This is a genomic window from Arthrobacter sp. NPDC089319 (assembly GCF_040684925.1).
GTDB lineage: Bacteria > Actinomycetota > Actinomycetes > Actinomycetales > Micrococcaceae > Crystallibacter.
Window position 1 is genome coordinate 181,637 of sequence record NZ_JBFBGZ010000007.1, and the last position, 23,627, is coordinate 205,263.

18 protein-coding genes and 1 tRNA gene are annotated in these 23,627 nt (G+C 66.1%); 14 read left to right on the top strand and 5 right to left on the bottom strand.

Annotated features, from left to right (window positions below; genetic code table 11):
• The first annotated feature begins 215 nt into the window (after positions 1-215).
• Genes gltB through pyk form a run of 3 tightly spaced genes read left to right on the top strand, consistent with a single transcriptional unit; the run spans position 216 to position 7,831 of the window.
• Positions 216-4,847 carry a glutamate synthase large subunit gene (gltB, locus tag AB0N75_RS12305; RefSeq protein WP_364650000.1) on the top strand — a complete coding sequence of 1,544 codons (4,632 nt, stop codon included), beginning with the start codon at positions 216-218 and terminating at the stop codon, positions 4,845-4,847.
• On the top strand, positions 4,840-6,300 hold the full coding sequence (locus tag AB0N75_RS12310; protein ID WP_364650003.1) for a glutamate synthase subunit beta: 1,461 nt from the start codon (positions 4,840-4,842) through the stop codon (positions 6,298-6,300). The genes gltB and AB0N75_RS12310 overlap by 8 nt, the downstream gene beginning before the upstream one ends.
• A 46-nt stretch (positions 6,301-6,346) precedes the next feature.
• Positions 6,347-7,831 carry a pyruvate kinase gene (gene pyk / locus AB0N75_RS12315; protein ID WP_364650006.1) on the top strand — a complete coding sequence of 495 codons (1,485 nt, stop codon included), beginning with the start codon at positions 6,347-6,349 and terminating at the stop codon, positions 7,829-7,831.
• A 108-nt stretch (positions 7,832-7,939) separates the two neighbouring features.
• On the opposite strand, the gene AB0N75_RS12320 is transcribed toward pyk, so the two are convergent.
• Positions 7,940-8,533, bottom strand: a complete 594-nt coding sequence (locus AB0N75_RS12320) for a response regulator (RefSeq protein WP_364650009.1) — start codon at positions 8,531-8,533, stop codon at positions 7,940-7,942.
• Between the two features lie 141 nt (positions 8,534-8,674).
• Between AB0N75_RS12320 and AB0N75_RS12325 the strand changes: the two genes are divergently transcribed.
• The 6 genes from AB0N75_RS12325 to AB0N75_RS12350 all read left to right on the top strand — a co-directional run bounded on the left by AB0N75_RS12325 (position 8,675) and on the right by AB0N75_RS12350 (position 17,006).
• Positions 8,675-8,755, top strand: a tRNA-Leu gene (locus AB0N75_RS12325).
• A 396-nt stretch (positions 8,756-9,151) separates the two neighbouring features.
• Positions 9,152-11,227: a chloride channel protein gene (locus AB0N75_RS12330; protein ID WP_364650012.1), complete on the top strand. Its 2,076-nt coding sequence runs from the start codon at positions 9,152-9,154 to the stop codon at positions 11,225-11,227.
• A 104-nt stretch (positions 11,228-11,331) separates the two neighbouring features.
• Positions 11,332-11,796 (top strand): phage tail protein, encoded by a 465-nt coding sequence (locus AB0N75_RS12335; RefSeq protein WP_364650015.1) that lies wholly within the window; start codon positions 11,332-11,334, stop codon positions 11,794-11,796.
• A 199-nt stretch (positions 11,797-11,995) separates the two neighbouring features.
• Positions 11,996-12,670, top strand: a complete 675-nt coding sequence (locus tag AB0N75_RS12340; protein WP_364650018.1) for an acetate uptake transporter — start codon at positions 11,996-11,998, stop codon at positions 12,668-12,670.
• 6 nt (positions 12,671-12,676) lie between these two features.
• Positions 12,677-14,656, top strand: a complete 1,980-nt coding sequence (gene acs, locus AB0N75_RS12345; RefSeq protein WP_364650021.1) for an acetate--CoA ligase — start codon at positions 12,677-12,679, stop codon at positions 14,654-14,656.
• A gap of 172 nt (positions 14,657-14,828) precedes the next feature.
• A complete protein-coding gene (locus AB0N75_RS12350) occupies positions 14,829-17,006 on the top strand; it encodes an elongation factor G-like protein EF-G2 (protein WP_364650024.1) in 2,178 nt (725 codons plus the stop codon).
• A 43-nt stretch (positions 17,007-17,049) separates the two neighbouring features.
• Here the strand turns inward: AB0N75_RS12350 and AB0N75_RS12355 are convergent, their stop codons facing one another.
• Positions 17,050-17,502 carry an SRPBCC domain-containing protein gene (locus AB0N75_RS12355; RefSeq protein WP_364650027.1) on the bottom strand — a complete coding sequence of 151 codons (453 nt, stop codon included), beginning with the start codon at positions 17,500-17,502 and terminating at the stop codon, positions 17,050-17,052.
• 301 nt (positions 17,503-17,803) lie between these two features.
• On the opposite strand from AB0N75_RS12355, the gene AB0N75_RS12360 reads away from it, so the two are divergent.
• Positions 17,804-18,244: a nuclear transport factor 2 family protein gene (locus AB0N75_RS12360; RefSeq protein WP_364650030.1), complete on the top strand. Its 441-nt coding sequence runs from the start codon at positions 17,804-17,806 to the stop codon at positions 18,242-18,244.
• A 58-nt stretch (positions 18,245-18,302) separates the two neighbouring features.
• On the opposite strand, the gene AB0N75_RS12365 is transcribed toward AB0N75_RS12360, so the two are convergent.
• Positions 18,303-18,968, bottom strand: a complete 666-nt coding sequence (locus AB0N75_RS12365) for an alpha/beta family hydrolase (RefSeq protein WP_364650033.1) — start codon at positions 18,966-18,968, stop codon at positions 18,303-18,305.
• Between the two features lie 51 nt (positions 18,969-19,019).
• On the opposite strand from AB0N75_RS12365, the gene ligD reads away from it, so the two are divergent.
• Positions 19,020-20,042 (top strand): non-homologous end-joining DNA ligase, encoded by a 1,023-nt coding sequence (gene ligD, locus AB0N75_RS12370; protein ID WP_364650035.1) that lies wholly within the window; start codon positions 19,020-19,022, stop codon positions 20,040-20,042.
• A gap of 8 nt (positions 20,043-20,050) precedes the next feature.
• Here the strand turns inward: ligD and AB0N75_RS12375 are convergent, their stop codons facing one another.
• Together AB0N75_RS12375 and AB0N75_RS12380 are read right to left on the bottom strand one after the other, a co-directional pair.
• Positions 20,051-20,671 (bottom strand): L-threonylcarbamoyladenylate synthase, encoded by a 621-nt coding sequence (locus AB0N75_RS12375; protein ID WP_364650038.1) that lies wholly within the window; start codon positions 20,669-20,671, stop codon positions 20,051-20,053.
• A gap of 101 nt (positions 20,672-20,772) precedes the next feature.
• The gene (locus AB0N75_RS12380) at positions 20,773-21,132 is read right to left on the bottom strand and encodes a nuclear transport factor 2 family protein (RefSeq protein WP_364650041.1); all 360 of its coding nucleotides are present in this window, start codon (positions 21,130-21,132) and stop codon (positions 20,773-20,775) included.
• A 249-nt stretch (positions 21,133-21,381) separates the two neighbouring features.
• Between AB0N75_RS12380 and AB0N75_RS12385 the strand changes: the two genes are divergently transcribed.
• From AB0N75_RS12385 to AB0N75_RS12395, 3 genes are read left to right on the top strand one after another with little or no spacing between them, the layout of a single operon-like run.
• The gene (locus AB0N75_RS12385) at positions 21,382-22,767 is read left to right on the top strand and encodes an inorganic phosphate transporter (protein WP_364650044.1); all 1,386 of its coding nucleotides are present in this window, start codon (positions 21,382-21,384) and stop codon (positions 22,765-22,767) included.
• Positions 22,764-22,988: a hypothetical protein gene (locus AB0N75_RS12390; RefSeq protein ID WP_364650046.1), complete on the top strand. Its 225-nt coding sequence runs from the start codon at positions 22,764-22,766 to the stop codon at positions 22,986-22,988. Before AB0N75_RS12385 ends, AB0N75_RS12390 begins: the two co-directional genes overlap by 4 nt.
• Positions 22,989-23,014: 26 nt before the next feature.
• Positions 23,015-23,563 carry a dihydrofolate reductase family protein gene (locus AB0N75_RS12395; protein WP_364650049.1) on the top strand — a complete coding sequence of 183 codons (549 nt, stop codon included), beginning with the start codon at positions 23,015-23,017 and terminating at the stop codon, positions 23,561-23,563.
• Positions 23,564-23,627 lie beyond the last annotated feature (64 nt).

Below are 23,627 nucleotides of genomic sequence, written 5' to 3' on the forward strand. Positions count from 1 at the left end.
GGCGCACCACTAGTGCGGTCCCCGGCGGTCGTGGCTGATCGACCGCACCGTTTATCCATTGCGGCCCCTTCCGAACCCTGAACATCGAATGCGCTGTTCCGGGGGAGCATGCCACTTCTATTCCCAGTGGATCACGGGCCGGCTTGTCCGCAAGCTGAACCGGGCGGGGCCAGTGCCGTCCCCTTCTCACGTACATCTAGGAGAAGGAAGTTCAGATGACTCCTCCATTCAAGGGGTCGAGTACCCCACGCATCCTCGGCGGCGGACACGGGCACCAGCACAGCACAGTGCAATCGCCGTTCAGTCGTTTCGCCGCCTACCCGGAGCAGACCGGGCTGTACGATCCCGCAAACGAAAAGGATGCCTGCGGCCTGGCCGTGATCGCCACCCTCAGGGGCGAACCCGGGCATGACATTGTCGATGCGGCGCTGACGGCGCTGCGCAATCTGGAACACCGCGGCGCGGTCGGCGCCGATGAAGGAACCGGTGATGGAGCCGGGCTGCTCACCCAAATCCCCGACGAATTCTTCCGGGCAGTGGTGGGCTTCGAACTGCCCGAGCCGGGCCAGTACGCGGCCGGAACCGCCTTCCTGCCCAGCGATGACGCCGAAGCCGCGGTAGCGCGGGAAGGCGTGGAGTCCCTGGCCGCCTCCGAAGGCCTCACCGTTCTTGGCTGGCGCGAAGTGCCAGTGGTCTCCGAACTGGTCGGCGCTATGGCCCGGTCCTGCATGCCCCATTTTGTCCAGGTGTTCCTGGGACTCGATGCCGGCAATGCCGGCGGCAACGATCTGGACGCCCGCGTTTTCCGGGTGCGCAAGCGCGCCCAAAACAAGTACGGGGTGTACTTCCCGTCGCTGTCATCGAAGACCATTGTCTACAAGGGCATGCTGACCACCGCGCAGTTGGAACCCTTCTACCCGGACCTCTCCGACCCTCGGTTCAAGACCAAGCTCGGCATCGTCCATTCCCGCTTCTCCACCAATACTTTCCCCTCCTGGCCGCTGGCCCAGCCGTTCCGCACCATCGCGCACAACGGCGAGATCAACACGGTCAAGGGCAACCGCAACTGGATGCGCGCCCGGCAGTCGCAGCTGAAGAGTCCGCTGCTGGGCGATACACCGGAAGAGCTTTTCCCCATCTGCACCCCGGGTGCTTCCGATTCCGCGTCTTTCGACGAAGTCGCCGAACTGTTGATGCTCTCCGGCCGGCCGATCACGCACGCCATCATGATGATGATCCCGGAGGCGTGGGAAAACCACGCCACAATGGATCCGGAGCGGCGCGCTTTCTACCAGTACCACTCCATGTTGATGGAGCCGTGGGACGGCCCCGCCGCGGTGTCCTTCACCGATGGCAAGGTGGTCGGGGCGGTGCTGGACCGCAACGGCCTCCGTCCGGCCCGTTACTGGGTGACCGACGACGGGCTGGTGGTGCTGGCCTCCGAAGTCGGCGTGGTCAACATTGACCCGGCCAAGGTGGTCCAGAAGGGCCGGGTCTCGCCGGGCAAGATGTTCCTGGTGGACACCGAGGCCGGACGGCTGGTCGAAGACCAGGAGGTCAAGGCCGAGGTCGCGACGGCCAACCCGTGGGGCGAATGGCTCAAAGAGAACATGATCGGGCTGGAGGACCTGCCCGAGCGCGAACACGTGGTGCACACCACGGCATCGGTGAACCGGCGCCAGCAGACGTTCGGCTACACGCACGAAGAGCTGCGGATCCTGCTGGGCCCGATGGCCCGCACCGGAGCCGAACCGCTCGGCGCCATGGGCACCGACACCCCCATCGCGGTGCTCTCCAAGCGGCCCCGGCTGCTGTTCGACTACTTCGTGCAGTCGTTCGCTCAGGTCACCAACCCGCCGCTGGACGCAATCCGCGAGGAACTGGTGACGTCGCTGCGTTCCTCGATCGGTCCGGACGGCAACCTGCTGGCCACCGGACAAGTGCGCACCACCCAGGTGGCCTTGAAGTTCCCGGTGGTCAATAACGACGAACTGGCCAAGATCACCGCCATGGAAGACGAGGAGGGCAACCGCGTCACGCTGAAGGTGCGCGGCCTCTACCGGCCCGACGGCGGCGCTACCGAGCTGGCGGCCAGGCTGCAGGAAATCTGCGAAAAGGTCTCCGGCGCCGTCAACCGCGGCGTGAAATTCATTGTGCTCTCGGACCGGGACTCGAACGCCCAGTGGGCGCCGATCCCGACGCTGCTGCTGACCAGCGCCGTGCACCACCACCTGCTCAAGAGCGCCAACCGGACCAAGATCTCGCTGCTGGTGGAAGCCGGCGACGTTCGCGAGGTCCACCACGTTGCCGTGCTCATCGGGTTCGGCGCCTCGGCGGTGAACCCGTATCTGGCGATGGAAAGCTGCGAGGAACTGGTGCGCAACGGTCACCTCCAGGGCGTGACCGAAGCCCAGGCCGTGCAGAACCTGATCAAGGGCCTGGGCAAGGGCGTGCTGAAGATCATGTCCAAGATGGGCATCTCCACCGTCTCCTCCTACTGCGGCGCCCAGACGTTCGAAGCGATTGGCTTGTCCCAGTCGCTGGTGGACCAGTACTTCGCCGGAACCCAGTCCCAGCTGGGCGGCGTCGGACTCGACGTGATCGCCGCCGAAGCCGCGGCCCGCCACGCCCAGGCATACCCGTCGGACGGGATCGAGGATCCGCACCGGACGCTGGAAACCGGCGGCGAGTACCAGTGGCGCCGGGAAGGACCTCCGCACCTGTTCAACCCGGAGACCGTGTTCCGGCTCCAGCATTCAACCAGGGAGCGCCGCTACGACGTCTTCAAGGCCTACACCCGCGGCGTGGACGACCAGTCCAAGGAACTGATGACCCTGCGCGGCCTGCTGAAGTTCAAGTCCGGCGACCGCCCGGCGGTCCCGCTGGACGAGGTCGAGCCGGTTTCCAGCATCGTCAAGCGCTTCTCCACCGGTGCGATGAGCTACGGCTCCATCTCGCAGGAGGCACACGAGACGCTGGCCATCGCCATGAACCGGCTCGGCGCCAAGTCGAACACCGGCGAAGGCGGCGAAGACGTGGACCGGCTGCTCGACCCGGAGCGCCGGTCGGCGATCAAGCAGGTGGCCTCCGGCCGGTTCGGGGTCACCAGCCTGTATCTGACCAACGCCAAGGACATCCAGATCAAGATGGCCCAGGGCGCCAAGCCCGGCGAGGGCGGCCAGCTAATGAGCCAGAAGGTCTACCCCTGGGTGGCCCGGACCCGGCACTCAACGCCCGGGGTGGGCCTGATCTCGCCGCCGCCGCACCACGACATCTACTCAATCGAAGACCTGGCGCAGCTGATCTACGACCTGAAGCGCTCGAACCCCTCGGCGCGCGTGCACGTGAAGCTGGTCTCCGAAGTTGGAATCGGCACCGTGGCTGCGGGCGTGACCAAGGCGAAGGCCGACGTCGTCCTTGTTTCGGGGCACGACGGCGGAACCGGCGCCAGTCCGCTGAACTCGCTCAAGCATGCCGGCGCCCCCTGGGAAGTGGGGCTGGCGGAGACCCAGCAGACGCTGATCCTCAACGGACTGCGCGACCGCGTGGTGGTGCAGGTGGACGGCCAGTTGAAGACCGGCCGCGACGTGATGATCGCAGCCCTGCTGGGCGGCGAGGAGTTCGGCTTCGCCACCGCGCCGCTGGTCGTTTCCGGCTGCATCATGATGCGCGTCTGCCACCTGGATACCTGCCCGGTGGGCGTTGCCACGCAGAACCCTGAACTGCGCCGGCGGTTCACCGGCAAGCCCGAGTTTGTGGTGAACTTCTTCGAGTTCATCGCGGAGGAAGTGCGCGAGCTGCTGGCGGAACTGGGCTTCCGCAGCCTGGAAGAAGCCATTGGCCATGCCGAGCTGCTGGACACCCGCGAAGCGGTCGACCATTGGAAGGCCGACGGCCTTGACCTGGCGCCGATCCTGCGCGGCTACGGCTCCGACGCCGACGTTCCGCTGCGCAACCTGACCACGCAGAACCATGAACTGGACAAGCATTTCGACAACCAGCTGATCGCGATGAGCGCCGACGCGCTGACCCGGCGCGAGCCGGTCCGGATCAGCCTGGAAATCATCAACACGGACCGGTCCGTGGGCACCATGCTGGGCCACGAAGTGACCAAGCGGTTCGGGGTACAGTCGCTGGCGGACGACACCATCGACGTCACGCTGACCGGCCAGGCCGGTCAGTCGCTGGGCGCCTTCTTGCCGGCCGGTATCACCCTGCGCCTGCTGGGCGACTCGAACGACTATGTGGGCAAGGGGCTCTCCGGCGGACGGATCATCGTGCGGCCGGATCGGGCCAACGCGTTCGCCTCCGAGCAGAACGTGATCGCTGGCAACGTCATCGGATACGGCGCCACCAGCGGGGAAATGTTCCTGCGCGGCCAGGTAGGCGAGCGGTTCCTTGTGCGGAACTCGGGTGCCACCGCCGTCGTCGAGGGAATCGGCGACCACGGCTGCGAGTACATGACCGGCGGCGTGGCCCTGGTCCTGGGCCCGACCGGCCGAAACTTCGGTGCGGGCATGTCCGGCGGCGTGGCCTACGTGCTGGATTTGGATCCTGCCCGTTTGAACACCCAGGGCGTGGACAGCGGGGAGCTGCAACTGCTGCGGCCGGACGCCGTGGACGAAGAATCCATCGCCGCGCTGCTCAAGAAGCAGGCAGAGGAGACCGGTTCCCGGCTGGCTGCCCAGCTGCTTGAGGATCTCAAAGACACCCTGACCCGCATCACCAAGGTGCTGCCGCGCGATTACGCGGCAGTGCTGCAAGCCCGGGCGAACGCCGAAACCGAGGGGCTGGACCCCGACGGCGACGTTGTCTGGACCCGAATCCTGGAGGTAACCGGTGGCTGATCCACGCGGATTTTTGAAAGTACGTGACCGGGAGACCCAGCCGCGCCGTCCCGTCCCCGTGCGCATCATGGACTGGCAAGAAGTCTATGAGGCGCAGGAGAAGGGCGTGCTCCGCAGCCAGGCGGGCCGCTGCATGGACTGTGGCATTCCGTTCTGTCATCAGGGCTGCCCGCTGGGCAACCTGATCCCGGAGTGGAACGATCTGACCTGGCGCGACATGGGCCAGGAAGCGATTGAACGGCTTCACGCCACCAACAACTTCCCGGAATTCACCGGCCGGCTGTGCCCGGCCCCCTGCGAGGCGTCCTGCGTGCTGGGCATCAACCAGCCGGCGGTGACGATCAAGCAGGTGGAAGTCTCGGTGATCGAGGAAGCCTTCGAGCAAGGCTGGGTGACGCCGCATGCGCCGGAGCGGTTGACCGGCCACACCATCGCCGTCGTCGGATCCGGCCCCGCAGGGCTCGCAGTAGCGCAGCAGCTGACGCGGGCCGGCCACACCGTGGCGGTCTACGAGCGCGACGACAAGATCGGCGGCTTGCTGCGTTACGGCATCCCCGACTTCAAGATGGAGAAGCAATATCTGGACCGCCGGCTGGACCAGATGCGCGCCGAGGGCACGCGTTTCCGGACCGGGATCGAAGCGGGCAAGGACATCAGCTGGGATCAGCTGCGCCGCCGGTACGACGCCGTGGTGATCGCCACCGGCGCCACCGTACCGCGGGACCTCCCGTTGCCCGGCCGGGAGTTGTCGGGCGTGCACTTCGCCATGGATTACCTGGTGCAGGCCAACCGGGTGGTGGCCGGGGAATCGGTTCCCGATCAGATCGATGCCCGGGGCAAGCACGTGGTGATCCTCGGCGGCGGCGACACCGGCGCCGACTGCCTGGGCACCGCGCACCGGCAGCAGGCCGCCTCGGTGACCACGCTGGCCATTGGCAAGCAGCCGCCGGCCGAGCGCGCTGCGCACCAGCCGTGGCCGACGTTCCCCACGCTGTTCGAAGTGGCCAGCGCGCATGAGGAGGGCGGCGAACGGACCTACCTTGCCTCCACCGTTGAGTACGTGGGCGAGAACGGCGTAGTCACTGCCTTGAAGGTGGCCGAGACCGAGTACGTGGACGGCGGGCGGGTACCCAAGCCCGGCACCGAGCGCGAAATCCCGGCAGACCTGGTGCTCTTGTCGCTGGGCTTCACCGGGCCGGAGCAATCCGAGCTGGGCGAGCAGGTGGACGCGGCCTTCGACCAGCGCGGAAACGTGGGCCGGGACGGCAGGTACATGACCAATGCGGAGGGCATCTTTGTGGCCGGCGACGCTGGCCGCGGACAGTCCCTGATCGTGTGGGCCATCGCCGAAGGCCGCGCCTGTGCCGCTGCCGTCGACGAGTGGCTGACCGGCACCACCCGGCTGCACGCCCCGGTTGCCCCGCAGGACCGGGCGATCGCGGTGCTGCCGTAGCATGGCGTTGCCTGCGCGCCCGCAGCATTCTGATTAGGGTAGGGATATGAGACGCGCAAAAATCGTTGCAACATTCGGCCCTGCCATCGCCAGCTATGAGTCCACCCTTGCCGTACTGAAGGCCGGGGTGGACGTGGCCCGGATGAACATGAGCCACGGCGACTACGGCGTGCATCAGCAGACTTACGACAACGTCCGCAAGGCCTCCGCCGAGCTGGGCAGGCCGGTGGGGATCTTCGCCGACCTGCAGGGTCCTAAGATCCGGCTGGGCAGGTTCGTGGACGGCCCCCACCACCTGGCGGTGGGGGACCGGTTCACCATCACCACCGAGGACGTGGAAGGAACCGCCGAAATCTGCTCGACGACGCACAAGGGCTTGCCCGGCGACGTCAAGGTGGGAGACTCCCTGCTGATCGACGACGGCAAAGTGGCGCTGAAGGCGATCGAAGTGGACGACGTCAAGGTGGTCACCGAGGTGACGGTGGCGGGCGTGGTGTCCAATAACAAGGGCATCAACCTGCCCGGCGTGGCAGTCAACGTCCCGGCCCTGAGCGAGAAGGACGAGGACGATCTGCGCTGGTCCCTCAAGACCGGCGTGGACATGGTGGCGCTGTCCTTCGTGCGCAACGCCGCCGACGTCCAGCGGGTCCACGAGATCATGGACGAAGAGGGCCGGCGGGTACCGGTGATCGCCAAGATCGAGAAGCCGCAAGCGGTGGATGCGATCGAGGAGATCATCGACGCGTTCGATGCCATCATGGTGGCCCGCGGTGACCTGGGCGTGGAACTGCCGCTGGAGGACGTCCCGTTGGTGCAGAAGCGTGCGATTGAACTTGCCCGCCGCTGGGCCAAGCCGGTGATTGTTGCCACCCAGGTGCTCGAATCGATGATCGACAACCCCCGGCCCACGCGGGCCGAGGCCTCGGACTGCGCCAACGCCGTCCTCGACGGGGCCGACGCTGTCATGCTCTCCGGCGAAACCAGCGTGGGCAAGTACCCGCTGGAAACGGTCCAGACGATGGCGCGGATTATCGAGTCCACCGAGCAGCACGGTCTGGACCGCGTGCCGCCGTTGGGCAGCCAGCCCAAGACCCGCGGCGGTGCCATCACCCGGGCGGCCGTGCAGATTGCCGACCAGCTGGATGCCAAGTACATCTGTACCTTCACCCAGTCAGGCGACTCCGCGCGGCGGCTGAGCCGGTTGCGTCCGGGCCGGCCGGTGTATGCCTTCACACCGCTGCAGTCCACGCTGAACGTGCTCTCGCTGACGTGGGGGATCCAGCCGCTCGTGGTCGAATTCGTGGAGCACACCGACCAGATGACCGCCCAAGTGGATCGGATCCTCTACGAACGGGGTTTGGTGGAGATCGACGATCTGGTGGTCATCGCCGCCGGTTCGCCCCCCGGCAAGGCCGGTTCCACCAACTCGCTCAAGGTCCACCGGGTGGGAGACCTGGCCGACGCCGGCGAAGTGCTCAACGGGCACTCGCACCCGCGCCCCGAAAAGGTCGGACCCTGGCCGGTCTCCTAGCCACAACATAGAAGAACGGGCTCCGGAAAATTTCCGGAGCCCGTTCTTGTCGGTGGTCGACCAAAGCCGCTCGCGGCTGCGTGGAGACCGGCCGCCCAGATTACCCGGCTAGTTCACCTGGTTGATGATCGTCTCGGCGACTTCGCGCATGCTCAGGCGGCGGTCCATCGACGTCTTCTGGATCCACCGGAACGCCTCCGGCTCGGTCAGGCCCATCTTGGTGATCAGCAGGCTTTTGGCGCGCTCCACCAGCTTGCGCGTCTCGAACTGCTCCTGCAGGTCGGAGACCTCGGATTCCAGCGCCGTGATTTCGTCGTGGCGGGACAGCGCGATCTCGATGGCGGGAATCAGGTCCGCCGGCGAAAAGGGCTTCACCACGTACGCCATGGCACCGGCATCGCGGGCACGCTCCACCAGTTCCTTCTGGCTGAAGGCGGTCAGCAGCACCACCGGGGCAATACGCGCCTTCACGATCTGCTCCGCGGCCGTAATCCCGTCCATCACCGGCATCTTCACATCCATCAGGACCAGGTCCGGCTTCAGCTCCTGGGCCAGTTCGACAGCCTTCTCGCCGTTGTCGGCTTCAGCCACGACGTCGTAGCCCTCACCGCGGAGGATCTCGACGATATCCAAGCGGATCAGGGTTTCGTCCTCCGCAACGACGACGCGGCGAGCGGGGGCAGACTCGGTTTGTTCAGGCACTGGCGCTCCTAGACTGTTTCGTTGCCATTCACCATGGCGTCGGTTCCGTGAAATAGCCTATCTGCATGTAGAGTAGATTCGCGCACCAAGCAGCATGACGGTTTTCACAGTGTGGACGATCGACTTTTGCGAATGGTGCATGCCCGAGTGGCGGAACGGCAGACGCACCGCACTCAAAATGCGGCGGGGAAACTCGTGTGGGTTCGAATCCCACCTCGGGCACGTATTTTCCCCTTAAGGCTTGTGGGCCTCTGGGGTTCAATGAGTAGTTTCTGGGTCCCCATGGGGGCCCATTTTTGTTGACGGCCACCGCTGGAGCCGCCCGGCCTCCTTGGGGCTATCTGGTCGGTGCGCGCCTTCGTGACCAGTGTCCGCCCCGCCCTTCCAGAGTTCCGCCGGTGCCTCTTGGTTCGATTTCACCCGTATCGGGTGAAGGCACCACCCATTTGGCCGCGCTAGCGTGGCGCACAGGCAACTGAACAGCCTCTATCGCGTGTGAGACCTGACCAGCGGCTCCTCGTCCAACGGACGGCAAGCCGAAGGAGAAGCGATGCTTAACTGTTTCCGTGGGCACCCCGAAACCGTTTCCTCGCTTCAAGGTGTCCCGGCAGGCCGGACATGAGCGAGCCTGCCGCGTCGCCACCGACCAACCTGGATCCGCTGCAAGTGATCCGGTCCCGGAGGTATATCGCTGCGCTTGTGCTGGCAGCGATCTTGGGCGTTCCCATCTCGGTTATTGCCTACGGATTTCTCGCTTTGGTCACGGCGCTCCAGCAGTACGTCTTCGTCGAACTGCCGAGTCAAGTCATTGGGGGTCCCGCGCCCGCGTGGTGGCCGGTGCCATGGCTGGTGCTGTGTGGGCTGATGACGGCCTTGACCATCCGTTACCTGCCGGGAACCGGCGGCCATTCGCCCGCATTCGGATTCGCGACGGGAGGCGGTCCGCCCAGCGGCCGGGAGTTGGTGGGCATCATTCTCGCGGCGCTGACCACCCTCAGCCTCGGTGCAGTGCTGGGGCCCGAGGCTCCGTTGATCGCGATCGGTGGCGGCCTCGGGGCGCTGGCCGTGCACCTGGTGAAAAAGGACGCCCCGCCGATGGCGCAGACCGTCATGGCGTCTGCCGGCAGCTTCGCCGCGATCAGTACCCTGCTCGGCTCTCCCGTACTCGGGGCATTCCTGATCATGGAGGCCGCCGGGATCGGGGGAATGACGCTGAGCCTGATGGCGCTGCCCGGGCTGCTCGCTTCAGGCGTCGGTGCGCTGGTGTTCGTCGGCCTGGACAGCTGGACCGGGTTGGGTAGCTTCTCGCTGGCGCTGCCCGTGGTGCCGCCCGCGGTGCCGCCGACGGTGGCGTCATTGGGCTGGGCGGTGATCATGGGCGCGGTCGGCGCACTGTTGGGCTGGTTGGTCCGCTGGGCCGCGCTGAAGCTTCGTCGTGTGGTGCATCTGAACCGGGTGTTGGTGACGTCTTTGCTTGGCTTGCTGATCGGGCTGACCGCGATGGCGTACCAGCTGATCTCCGGGCACAGCTTCACGCAAGTGCTGTTCTCGGGCCAAGATGCACTTCCTGAGCTGGTTGAACATGGCGCGGACTACTCGCTTGGGGTGCTGGTCCTGCTGATCGTTTGTAAAAGCTTGGCCTACGGACTCTCGCTGAGCGCATTTCGTGGCGGGCCGGTGTTCCCTTCAATGTTCATCGGCGCGGCGCTAGGCCTTGCTGCCGCCGGCTTGCCCGGAATGGATCCCGCCGCAGGGATCGGCATGGGCATGGGAGCCATGTGCGCAGCCATGCTGCGGTTGCCCTTGACGTCGACCCTGCTGGCCACGCTCTTGCTGGGCCCGGACGGTGTGGCCGTGACACCCCAAGTGGTGGTGGCTGTGGCAGTGGCTTTCGTGATCACCCATGTGCTCCCGATTCCAGTCGCGGGGACGCCCGCGGCGGCTGACGATGCCGGCGCCGTCCACGGCCGGGCTGCCTCCAGGGGCGGGCGGAGATCTGGGGTCCCGAGCGCGGACCATGCGGCCGGACGGGAGCGGTGGACAGCCGGGTTATTCATCATTGGTTCGAGCCTGTTCGCCTTGGGAGCGGTGCCGTTCTACGCCGACGCCGTGGGATTGCGCGCGGGCGCCGTCACCTTCTTCCTCGGATCGCTGTTCTTCACCTCTGCGGCGTTCCTGCAGTACCGCGAAGCCGTTGACGCGCTCCCAGGAGTAGGGGCCGCACGGCGCCATTCGTTGTGGGTGTGGGCGCCGCGGAATCCCACCTGGCTCGCTGCCGCTGTCCAGCTTGCCGGCACGCTGTGGTTCAACTGGAGTACGGCCAACGCGGTCAACGACAACCTCAGCGCCGAGTTGATCGATCAGCGGGTCTGGCGACCCGACGCTTTGGGGTCAATTGCCTTCCTAATTGCCAGCGCTGTGGCGTTGTGGGATGCCGGTCGAGGCGCCATTGCAAACCGGCCCAAGCCTCGGGAGTGGAAGATCGGCGTGATGAACCTGATCGGCTCAATTGCGTTCGGCATCTCGGCCGTCGCGGCCTTCGTCATACCGTCGAGCGGCGATGTTTGGAACGCCCAGCTGTCCAATCTCGGCACTCTCGCGGGAGCCCTGTGCTTCCTCATCGGCGCGATGTTGATGCTGGTGCCAGCATCTACCGACGACTCGGTACCCGAGCGCCGGGGAACACCACCGTAAGCGTGCATGGACGCCATGTCTTGCTGGTCCACGGTCTGGGCCGTTGTACCGTGGATCAACCGCAGGACGCTCGGTGGTCCACAAACATCTCATCAGGGGGAGCCATGCCGTACGTAGTCGACTTCAAGAACGTTTCTACTGTGGGTCTGGAATCGTCGCCGGTCGCCGAGGCCCTGGCAGGATTACGCGCCAACGAGGCACGCTACTACAGCAACAAGTACGACCACGTCTTCACCGTTATCCCTGCAAGCGAGGCTCCGGAGGTGATCGACCGGGTCAGCCGGATCCTCAAGGAGGAGCGCGACATTGTCATCGGCTCCCGCGCCCTCGAAGCGACCGGCTTCGAAGTCGACGGTCTGCGGATGGACTACGTGTTCTACGAGTCGGGGCTGTCCATCAACGTCATGTACAGCATCGAGGCCGGCGGGAAGCGAGCCGTCGGATTCAAGTTATCCGAAGGCATGGAGGTTCCAGAGGAGCTGGCATCGCGCTTCAAGTTTGCGCGGCAGAAATCCAAACTGGCGGGAGTGATCCGCGGCTCCTTCTTCGTGATCAAGGGCGAATACTGATCAACTGGCGTTCTGTGCCCGCACCCGACGACGACGTCGGCCTGCGCACTTGGACCCAAATACGGCTCCGCCAAGCGCCAGATGACTCCCATCGCACCCGGATGTGAGGCGCACCACAAAGATGCCGCGCACTGGGCTTGCATGTTTAGGTGTAGCCTGATATAAGCACCAGTGCTGGTGCTGACCAAGGAGTCGGACCATGAGTATCGAATCAAGCTCCGCGGCGGGAACCGTCCCGACTGGAAGTGGTCGCAGGGCTGAAAATCCCGTACCAGCGCAAGGCAATGTTGGGGCACCACCGGCGAGCGCCGGCCCACTTTTTGCCGATCCGGCCGCTCTCGGCCTGGGCGCTTTCGCAATGACCACGTTCGTCCTGAGTGTTATCAACGCCGGCATGATCCCCAAGGCCGACGAACCGGTAGTGCTGGGACTGGCACTGTTTTACGGCGGTATGGCGCAGTTTGCCGCGGGAATCTGGGAGTTCGCCAACCGCAACGTCTTCGGCGCAACAGCCTTTTGCTCCTACGGAGCCTTCTGGCTGTCCTTCTGGTACTTGAGCCAGTTCAGCGCGGGCAGCCTTCCGCCGGCGGAGGCCGGCAAAGCCGTCGGCCTGTACCTCCTGGCGTGGGCCATCTTTACCGCCTACATGACCATGTCCGCGTGGCGGGTCAGTGTGGGCGTCTTCGCCGTTTTTGTCTTCCTGACCCTGACTTTCATCGCACTGTTCCTTGGCGCCTTCTCCGGGGCGGCCGGGCTTACGGCGCTGGGCGGCTGGCTGGGCATCCTGACGGCGCTCATCGCTTGGTACTGCTCCTGCGCGGTGGTCGCGAACTCCACCTTCAAACGGGCCGTGCTTCCGGTGGGACGACGGTGAGGGGCCATGGCCGCAGATCCAACAGAATCGGATGAGACCCTCGCAAACCTGCTGCACGAACAGCGCCGCTTTCCTCCGGACGCCAGCTTTTCCGCCCAAGCCAACGCCATGCCGTCGGACTATGACGAAGCCGACGGCGACAGGTTGGCGTTTTGGGCGCGGCAGGCAGGCCGGCTCGACTGGGCCGACCCCTGGAGCGAGGTACTGGATTGGACAAATCCGCCGTTCGCCAAATGGTTTGTCGGCGGCAAACTCAACGCCGCCTACAACTGCCTGGACCGGCATGTAGCTGCCGGCCGCGGAGACAAGGTCGCCTATTACTTTGAAGGCGAAGCGGGGGACTCACGCACCATCACCTACGCCCAGCTCACCCAGATGGTGTGCCAGGCCGCGAACACGCTGAGCGATTTGGGCGTCAGATCCGGAGACCGGGTGGCCATCTACATGCCCATGATTCCGGAGACCGTGGTGGCGATGCTGGCCTGCGCGCGGATCGGAGCACCGCACACCGTGGTGTTCGGCGGGTTCTCCGCGGACGCCCTCCGGACCCGGATCCACGACTGTGACGCGCGCCTTGTCATCACCTGCGACGGCGCCTACCGCCGCGGAAAGGCCAACGGCTTGAAGTCCGCCGTCGACGAGGCCCTGCTGGATTGCCCGGACGTGCGCAACGTCCTGGTGGTCCGGCGCACCGGCCAAGAGGTCGACTGGACATCCGGCCGCGACATCTGGTGGCACGAATCGGTGGAGCTGGCTTCCACCGATCACGTGGCCGAGGCCTTCGACGCCGAACACCCGCTGTACGTCATGTACACCTCGGGCACCACCGGCAAGCCCAAGGGCATCCTGCACACCACCGGTGGCTACCTCACGGCCTGCGCCTACACCCACTGGGCAGTGTTCGACCTCAAGGCGGAGTCGGACATCTTCTGGACGGCCGCGGACATCGGCTGGGTTACCGGGCACAGCTACATCGTGTACGGGCCGCTGGCCAACGGCGCCACGTCCGTGCTGTATGAGGGCACGCCGGACACCCCGCACCAGGGCCGCTGGTGGGAAATCATCGACAAGTACAGGGTCACGATCCTCTACTGCGCTCCGACCGCCATCCGGACGTTCATGAAGTGGGGCGCCGAGATACCGGCCCAGTACAGCCTCACCAGCCTGCGCGTGATCGGGACCGTGGGCGAACCGATCAACCCCGCCGCCTATATTTGGTACCGGGAGAACATCGGGCACAACCGGACGCCCGTGGTGGACACGTGGTGGCAGACCGAGACCGGGGCCATCATGATCAGTCCGCTCCCGGGGATTACCGCCGGTAAACCCGGCGCCGCCATGAAGGCCCTGCCCGGGGTGGTGGCCGACGTGGTCAATGACGAGGGCACTCCGGTTGGCAACGGCTCCGGCGGCTACCTGGTCTTGAAGGAACCATGGCCGTCCATGCTGCGCACCATCTGGGGCGACAACGACAGGTACGTGGAGACGTACTGGTCGCGGTTCCCGGGGCTCTACTTTGCTGGCGACGGCGCGAAGAAGGACGAGGACGGCGATATCTGGCTTCTGGGCCGCGTGGACGACGTCATGAATGTGGCAGGGCACCGGCTGTCGACCACGGAAATCGAATCGGCGCTCGTCGCCCATCCGAAAGTCGCCGAAGCCGCGGTTGTCGGCGCCCTGGACGAGACCACCGGGCAGGCCATCGTCGCCTTCGTCATCCTGCGCAGCGAGGCGGGCGACGGCGGACCCGAGGTGGTGCAGGAGCTGCGGGACCATGTGGCCAAGGAAATCGGCAAGATCGCCCGGCCGCGGCAGATCATGGTGGTGGCCGAGCTGCCTAAAACCCGTTCCGGCAAGATCATGCGCCGGCTCCTCAAAGACGTGGCGCAGGACAGGCCGATCGGGGACGTCACCACCCTGGCGGACTCGTCCGTCATGGATTTGATCAAGGCCGGCATGCCTGGCGGCGCCGGCGGCCTGCACTAGCCGGCGCCCGCGAAAAGCCTCCGTGTTGGCGCCAGGCACCCCCTTGTTTGCGCAGCATGTTTGCACAACGATGCGGTCCAACCCTTGCCGCTGAACCCCTTCGTGGTGTCGAATCTGTTAACAGCATGCGAGTGCGCAGGGACGAGGATGCCTACGACGCCAGGAGGCGCTCATGTCGGGGAAGTCCGCCAACGGCTTGGCAAAGGGATCTCGGCGGAGCACCGATCTGCGGCGGGCGGAGGGTTCTGCCGCGGCCACGGTCTCCCGGCCCGAACACATCCGCAACGTGGTGCTGGTAGGCCATTCCGGAGCCGGCAAGACAATGCTCGCGGAGGCCATGCTCGTGGCGACGGGCGCGACCAACCGGATGGGGTCGATCCTGGAGGGCACCACCGTCAGCGATTCGGACCCGTCGGAGATCCACCAGCAGCGTTCCGTGCTGCTCTCCGTTCTCCCTTTTATGTCCGACGACGTCAAGATCAACCTCCTCGATACCCCGGGCTACTCGGACTTCACGGGCGAACTGCGGGCCGGTCTCCGCGCCGCCGACGCGGCGTTGTTCGTGGTGTCCGCCGTCGACCGTATCGATGCGGCGACCATGGCGTTGTGGGAGGAGTGCTCCGCCGTCGGAATGCCGAGGGCTGTCACAATCAGCCGACTGGACCACCCGCGGGCCAACTTCGATGCGGCGCTGGACGACTGCCGCCATGCCTTCGGCGAGTCGGTGCAACCGCTGTACCTGCCGGTCCGGAGCGGGGCTGCGGTATCCGGGCTGCACGGGCTGCTTTCCGGCAGCGTGTCGGAGTACCCAGAAGGGGAACGCCAACCGGTCATCCGGCCCGCAGACGCGGGGGAGTTGGCCGCTGCCGAGGAGGCCCGCAGCGCGCTGATCGAAGGCATCATCGCGGAGAGCGAAGACGAGTCCCTGATGGACCGCTATCTGGGCGGCGAGGAGATTGGGCTTGATGTCCTCTTGTCCGACGTGGAGACTGCCGTCGCCCGCGGCTCGTTCTACCCGGTGCTGGCCACCTCGGCGGAAACGGGGCTGGGCGTAGCGGAGTTGCTGGACATGCTCCGGCGGGCCTTCCCTTCGCCGCTGGAACGTCCCGTGCCGCAGGTGACGGGCCTGTACGGTTCGCCAAGCACCCCGCTGCGCTGTGACCCGGACGGACCGCTTGCCGGCGAAATCGTCCGGACCAGCACAGACCCATTCCTGGGTCGGGTATCCCTGGTGCGGGTGTTCTCCGGAACATTGCGGGACGATTCGGCCATCCACGTCTCCGGACATGGGCTCGCCGACCGCGGCCATGCCGACCATGACAGTGACGAGAGGGTCACGCACCTGCACGCTCCGGTCGCCGCCGCCTTGCGGTCGGTGTCCTACTGCATCGCCGGCGACATCTGCGCGCTGACAAAGATCGGCGCCGCCGAGACCGGGGACACTGTGTCGGGGAGGGAGCACCCGATGCTTATCCAACCGTGGGAGATGCCGGAGCCGCTGTTGCCAGTGGCAATCGAGGCTGCCACACGCAACGATGAAGCCGCGCTGGCCAAGAGCCTGGCCAAGGTGACCGCGGGGGATCCGACGCTGCGGGTGGAGCGCAATGCGGAGACGCACCAGCTCATCCTGTGGTGCATGGGCGAATCCCACGCCGAGGTGGTGCTCGACCGGCTGCGCGGGCAGGGCGTCAACGTGCAGACGGTGGACGTGGTCACGCCGCTGCGGGAAACATTCGCGGCGGCGGCTCCCGGGCACGGACGCTACGTCAAACAATCCGGCGGGCACGGCCAGTTCGCCATCTGCGACATTGAGGTGGAACCGCTCCGGCAGGGGGCCGGGTTCGAATTCGTGGACAAGATCGTCGGGGGAGTGATCCCCGGCCAGTACGTCGCCGCCGTCGAAAAAGGTGTGCGCTCGCAGATGGAAAAGGGCGTCTCCGCCGGGTTCCCTGTCGTCGACATCCGGGTGACGCTGGTGGGCGGCAAGACCCACAGCGTCGATTCCTCCGACGCTGCCTTCCAATCCGCCGGCGCCCTGGCCTTGCGCGAAGCCGCCGCCGCTGCCCGCATCCAGTTGCTTGAGCCGGTCTCCGCCGTGACCATTACGGTCCCCGACGACTATGTGGGAACGGTGATGAGTGATCTGTCCGCGCGGCGCGGCAAGCTGACCGGATCGGACGCAGCGGACGGGGAGGGAACCGAAATCAGCGCCGAAGTTCCCGAACAGGAGCTGCTCCGCTACGCCGTCGAGCTTCGGGCGCTGACCGGCGGCACCGGACGTTTCCGGCGTGCCTATCTGCGCCACGACCCGGTTCCGGCAAGTGCCGCGGGCGAGAAGTCGCAACGGTAGGCGCGGGCGAGAAGTCGCAACGGTAGGGCGGAGCCGGAAGGGTCTACGCGCCGGCGCGGACCACCTCGGCGAGCTTCCCGAGGGCGTCGGTCCAGCCGTCCCGATGCAGGGCGAGCCGTTCTTCGGTTGCGAATTCGCCCTGGGTGAGGGCGATCCACGTCTGGCCGGCCCGGGCGGCGAGGGAAAGTATGACGGTGGTTTCCCGGTCGTCGGGCGTGGGTTCCTCCCACCGGAAGGTGTAGACGAGGCGGCGCGGCGGATCGACCTCGAGGAACTCGCCGGCGAGGTGGAACGGCTCGCCGTCGGGCGGCTGCATGGTCAGGCGGTAGCTTCCGCCTGGACGTGGGTCGAGCGTCGCCTCGGGCGTGGTGAAGCCTGCGGGGCCCCACCATTTCACCAGTTCGGCCGGTTCCGTCAGCATGCGGAAGACCCGCTCGTACGGCGCTTCCAGCACGGATTCCAACTCCAGCGTGTGTCCGCTGCTGCGCTCGTTCATTGGATCCCTCCCTCAAGGGATACGCTGCGCGACGGGACCACGGCAACGCGCCCCTCTGCCTGCCCAGCGTAGTCCCGGGATCTGCCCGCGACTAGGCGGCTGGTACCGGCCGCGCTCGCAGAGCGTCCGGGGAAACCACCCGGATTCGCGTCCGGCCGCTGGCCACGAGACGCCTCATCCCCGGAGAGTGCATCCGTGCCGGCCTGATGGACGTCTCCGCGTGGCCGGTGGGAGCATGACTGTATCAACGGCCCCACCAGCGGCAACTGCCGTGGGCCGGAAGCGGTGCTCAGGAGGAATCATGTCTTGGTCCGATCTGGAGCCGATCGTAGATCGCTACCATCACGCCTTGGATGCCTTCGTCCGGGGAGACCCGGCGCTGCAGAGGGAACTGTTCTCAAGGCAGGACGACGTGACGCTCGCAAATCCGCTCGGCCCGCCTGCCCGGGGCCGTCACCAGATTGAGCAGGTCATGGAGCGGGCGGCTTCCATGCTCAGGGAGGGCGAGCCCAACCGGTTCGAGCGGGTGACCGCCTACGCCGGGACAGACGTGGCCTACATGGTGGAAATCGAGCGGACCAACGCGAAGGTCCGCGGCTCCGATGAGATGCTCCCGGTATCGCTGCGGGTCACCACGGTCTTCCGGATGGAGGACGGCGAGTGGAAGGTTGCCCATCGCCAGGCGGATCCAATCACCTCCCCACGGACCATCGACACCATCGTCGACATCGACCAGCCTTAGCACTGACTGTGTGTTGGCGGCGGTGGACCGTGCGTTGACGACGGCGGTGCCGTGAGTGTCAGCTGTGTGAGCGGAGGAATTCCGCCACCGGCGCGGCCAGGGAGGCACCGACGTCGTCCGCTGAACGTTTGAGGCCCTTCACACTGAAGGAATGGTCGCCGCCTTCCTGCCAGTCCAGGACGGCGTTTGGCCCGATCCGCTCGACGACGGATTCGAGCAGTTCGCGGGTCGCGAAGGTGTCCCGGGTGCCCTGCAGGAAGAGCATCGGCAGCGTCATGCCGTACAGGTGCTCATCGCGGAGCTTCTCCGGTTTCCCCGGCGGGTGCAGCGGATAGCCCAGGTAGACCAGGCCGGCGGCGGGCATCCCCTCGGCTACGGCCATTGACGCCATCCGGCCGCCGAAGGATTTCCCTGCCGCCCACAGCGGCTCGCCTTCAGAACGTGCGGCAGCTTCCTGCATGGCCGCGCGCCAGGCCTCGATGGCGGCCGGCGGGCGGTCGGGGAACCGCTTGCCAGCCTCCCGGTAGGGAAAGTTGAAGCGCAAGGTGGCAACGCCGTCGTCGTTCAGTGCGCGGGTGAAGCCGGACAGGAACGGGTGTTCCATGCCGGCGCCGGCGCCGTGGGCCACCACCAACGTGGCCACCGGGTCATCCGGCCGGGCATAGACGCCGGAGACGGTGGTCTGGCCAACGTCGATGGACACATGTGACTCGCTGACTTGCATGCTCCCATCATGCCCTCGCCAGAAGCCACGTGTGTATGTTTAGGTGTTTCCATGGCCAGCGAACAAACAACGCTGACGGTCGATGGACCGCACGGTGAGCGTGAGGTACGTATCTCCAGTCCGAGCCGGGTGATGTGGCCCGAGCTGGGCATCACCAAACTGGATCTGGCGCGCTACATCGCCGAAGTGGGGGAGGCGTTCATCAGCGCCAACGGTGACCGGCCGGTGTCCCTGCAGCGGTTCTCCGACGGGATCGACGGCGAGCAGTTCTTCTCCAAGAATCCGCCCAAGGGCGCCCCGGATTTTGTCCGCTCGGTGATGGTGGTCTATCCGAGCGCCCGCTCGCACCCGCAGTTGGTGCTCGATGAGCCCGCCGCGGCGGTTTGGGCGGTCCAGATGAACACCGTGGTGTTCCACCCGTGGCCTTCCCGGGCCGAGGACTCGGACAACCCGGACCAGCTGCGCATCGACCTGGATCCCCAGCCGGGAACATCCTTCGACGATGCCATCCCGGTGGCGATCGAGCTGAGGTCGGTGCTGGCCGAGGCCGGGCTGGAGGCGTTTATCAAGACGTCCGGCAACCGCGGGCTGCACATGTTCGCTCCGATTGAACCCACGCACGAATTCCTGGATGTGCGCCACGCCGTCATTGCTGCCGCACGGGAGATTGAGCGCCGGATGCCCAAGCAGGTGACCACCTCCTGGTGGAAGGAGGAGCGCGGCGAGCGGATCTTCGTGGACTTCAACCAGGCCAACCGCGACCGGACCATGGCCGGTGCCTACAGCCCGCGGGCGCTGCCGCACGCCTCAGTCTCCTGCCCGATCGAATGGGACGAACTGGAGACCGCTGACCCAAAGAACTTCACCATTGGCACCGTGCCGGACCGCCTGAAGTCAACTGGTGACCCCTGGGCGAAAATGCACGACAACCCGGGCAAAATCGACGTCCTGCTGCAGTGGTGGGAACGCGACCTCGCAGCGGGCCTGGGGGAGATGCCGTTCCCGCCGGACTACCCGAAGATGCCGGGCGAGCCGCCGCGGGTCCAGCCCAGCCGGGCGCGCAAGAAGGACTGACCGGCGGCCTACTCGAACCGGGACGGGTCGCCGGCGCCGTGCCGGACTACCTCGGCGGTGCCGCTGGAGAAGTCGACGACGGTGGACGGCTCGGAGCCGCAGTCGCCGGCATCCACCACCGCCTCCACCACATGGTCCAGCCGCTCCTTGATCTCCCAGCCTTGCGTCATCGGCTCGTCTTCGCCCGGCAGCAGCAGCGTGCTGGACAACAGCGGCTCGCCCAGTTCCGTCAGGATGGCTTGGACCACGTTGTTGGCCGGAATGCGGACGCCGACGGTCTTTTTCTTCGGGTGCAGCAGCCGGCGGGGAACTTCCTTGGTGGCCGGCAGGATGAAGGTGTAGCTGCCGGGCGTGGCCGCCTTGATGCTGCGGAAGACCTTGTTGTCGATGAGCACGAACTGGCCCAGCTGGGCAAAGTCCTTGCAGACAAGGGTGAAATGGTGCTTGCCGTCGAGTTGGCGGATGGTCCGGATCCGATCCAGGGCGTCCCGGTTGCCCAACTGTGCGCCGAACGCATAACAGGAGTCCGTCGGATACACGATCAAGGCGTCGGACCGGACAAGGTCCACAATCTGTCCGATCGACCGAGCCTGCGGATTCTCTGGGTGGACGTCGAAGTATCTCGCCATTCCCTGAGCTTACGGCCCGGGCGCCTGTTGATCCACGGGTTAATCCACGGGCGGCCGGTCCTGGCTGATTCTCCGACCGGCGCGGGCTGGGCCTCAGGACGTCAGGAAGGGGTCGACTGGTCCATCCACCACTCCGTGAAGTGCGTCGCTTGGCCTTGGCCGTCGAGGCGGATCACCCACAGATTGCTGTACGTGGGTCCCTCTCGATACACCGTTGTTCCTTCCACCACGGAAACGCCGTCGGCCACCGCGACTTCGCGCCACTCAAACGTCGCTGCGCCGGGTTCGTCCTTGCGAGCCAGCCACTCCCGGACGATGGTGTCCCGGCCGCGCCACGGCGCCGTCCACGGGTCGGGCCGATATTCGGCGTCGGTGGCGAACAAGGCGCCGATCTGGTCCGGATCGTTGGTCTCCCACGCCCGCCGGTAGGCAGTGATCCATGCCGCAGTTTTCGCGTCCATCCCACCGTTGTACTGCGGCGGTCCGAGGCGGGCAAGTCCGAATTTTCCGCGGCCTTGCGCGGCGATCACGGCAGCGTTCCCGCGGCGCCCTTGCCGGCTTTCCCTCGGGGGCGCCCGCGACGGCCCCGGCCCGGTTTGCGTGGACCCGGCGGAGCTCTACAATCGGAAGGCGGTTTGCCGAAAGGTTGCGTTCACAATCCCGGCCCGGTGAACTCAGGATGAATTCTTCCAACAAGATTGGGTAACTAGGTGGACCTCACCTTCATAGTCGCGCTCGTCGTCGTGCTGGCGCTGTTCTTCGATTTCACCAACGGCTTCCACGACACGGCGAACGCGATGGCCACCCCGATTGCCACCGGGGCCATCAAACCGAAGACTGCCGTGGCACTGGCAGCCGTGTTGAACCTGGTGGGCGCGTTCCTCTCCACGGAAGTGGCCAAGACCGTCTCGGGCGGGCTTATCCGCGAGGGCGAAGGCGGCATTCAAATCACGCCGCTGATGATCTTTGCCGGTCTGATCGGTGCGATCGTGTGGAACATCATCACGTGGCTGCTGGGCCTGCCGTCGAGTTCCTCGCATGCGCTCTTCGGCGGGCTGATCGGTGCGGCCATCGTCGGCGCCGGCTTCCAAGCGGTGGACTACGGCGTGGTGGTGTCCAAGGTGCTGCTGCCGGCGATTCTGGCCCCGCTGATCGCCGGAACCGTGGCGTATCTGGCGACCAAGCTCGCCTATTGGATCACCAAACGGGACGAGAGCGCCTCCAGTCCCAAGCGCGGCGGGTTCCGCTACGGCCAGATCTTCTCCTCTTCGCTGGTGGCCCTGGCACACGGAACCAACGACGCGCAGAAGACCATGGGCGTGATCACCCTGGTGCTGATCGCGGGCGGTTTCCAGGCGGCGGGCACCGGCCCGGAGTTCTGGGTCATCCTGTCCTGTGCCCTGGCCATCGCCGCGGGCACTTACTCCGGCGGCTGGCGCATCATCCGCACCATGGGTTCCGGCCTGACCGAGGTCAAGCCCGCCCAGGGCTTTGCTGCCGAGTCCTCCACGGCGTCGGCCATCCTTGCCTCGTCCCATCTGGGCTTCGCACTGTCCACCACCCAGGTTGCCTCCGGATCGGTGATCGGCTCCGGGCTGGGGCGCAAGGGAGCGAAGGTCCGCTGGGACACCGCCGGGCGTATCGGCATCGGCTGGCTGCTGACCCTGCCCGCGGCCGGTGCCATCGGCGCCCTGGCCGCGTTCATTGCACACCTGGGCGTGGTCGGCGTGGTGATCGACGCCGTTGCCGGTGCGCTGGTGATCGGCGTGATGTACATCATGTCCAAGCGCAACCAGATCGGTCATGACAACGCCATCAGCGACGTTGACCAGGCCGGCGAGATCGTCAGGATCAAGCGCAAGAAGAAGCGCAAGGCCACCGCTAAGAAGCGGGCCAAGCAACAGGCCGCAGTGGCTGCGGGCCTCGAGTCGACGGCTGGCTCCGAAGTCGGTGGCGGACCCGATCAGGTGACTGGCCTCGAGCAAGCGGGCTCCAAGCAAGCGGGCCGGGCGAAAGCTACGGCGGCAGCTGCTCGGGCCGCCAAGATCGGGACCACGAACAACCAAGACGGCACCGATGAAGGGGCGGCACGATGAACATCGACTGGTTCGCATTTCTGATTGTCGCCGTCGCGACTCTCGTTTCGGCACTGCTCGTGGTCGGCTCCTACGGCCTCGGCGTCCGCCTGCTGGCCGTGGCATCCGATGCGACCGAATCGCGCCGCCCGGCCTACCGCGGACTGGCCTACCTGAGCTTTGCGGTGGCTGCTGTGGCTGTGGCCTACGGCATATACCTGATCGTGCCCGCCTTTCACTAGTCCTTCCCGCTGGCTAGCATGGGCCCATGGCCCGGACTATCTACTATGTCGGCAGCTCGATGGATGGGTATATTGCCGACCGCAGGAACAAGCTTGACTGGCTGATGCAGTTCAACGACGCCACCGGCGTCCAGGACAGCATCGAGACCTTCATGCAGCGGGTCGGCGCCATTGTGATGGGCTCGGAGACGTACAAATTTCTGCTGGCAGAGGGGCCGGATGCCTGGGCCTACGGCTCAACACCCACATGGGTTTTTACCCACCACGAACTGCCGGGCGTTGCCGGGGCGGACATCACGTTTGTGCGCGGCGACGTGGCTATCTTCCATCCGAGCATCTGCGCCGACGCCGGGGAGAAAGACGTCTGGCTGATGGGCGGCGGCCAGCTCGCCGCGCAATACGCCTCCGCCGGTCTGCTGGATGAACTAATTCTTACCCTGGTCCCGGTCGCGCTGGGCGGCGGCCAGCCACTACTCCCGGTCCCAAGCACGACGGCGCCGGCGCGGCTTCGTGCCACCCGCGCCTTGGGCGATCTGGTGGAGATGCACTACGACCTCACGCCCGCCGGCAGTTGAGCCGCGCTGGGTCAAGGTGCCCGATCCCACCGGGTTCCGCAGTGTAGCGCGACGATTATTGCGC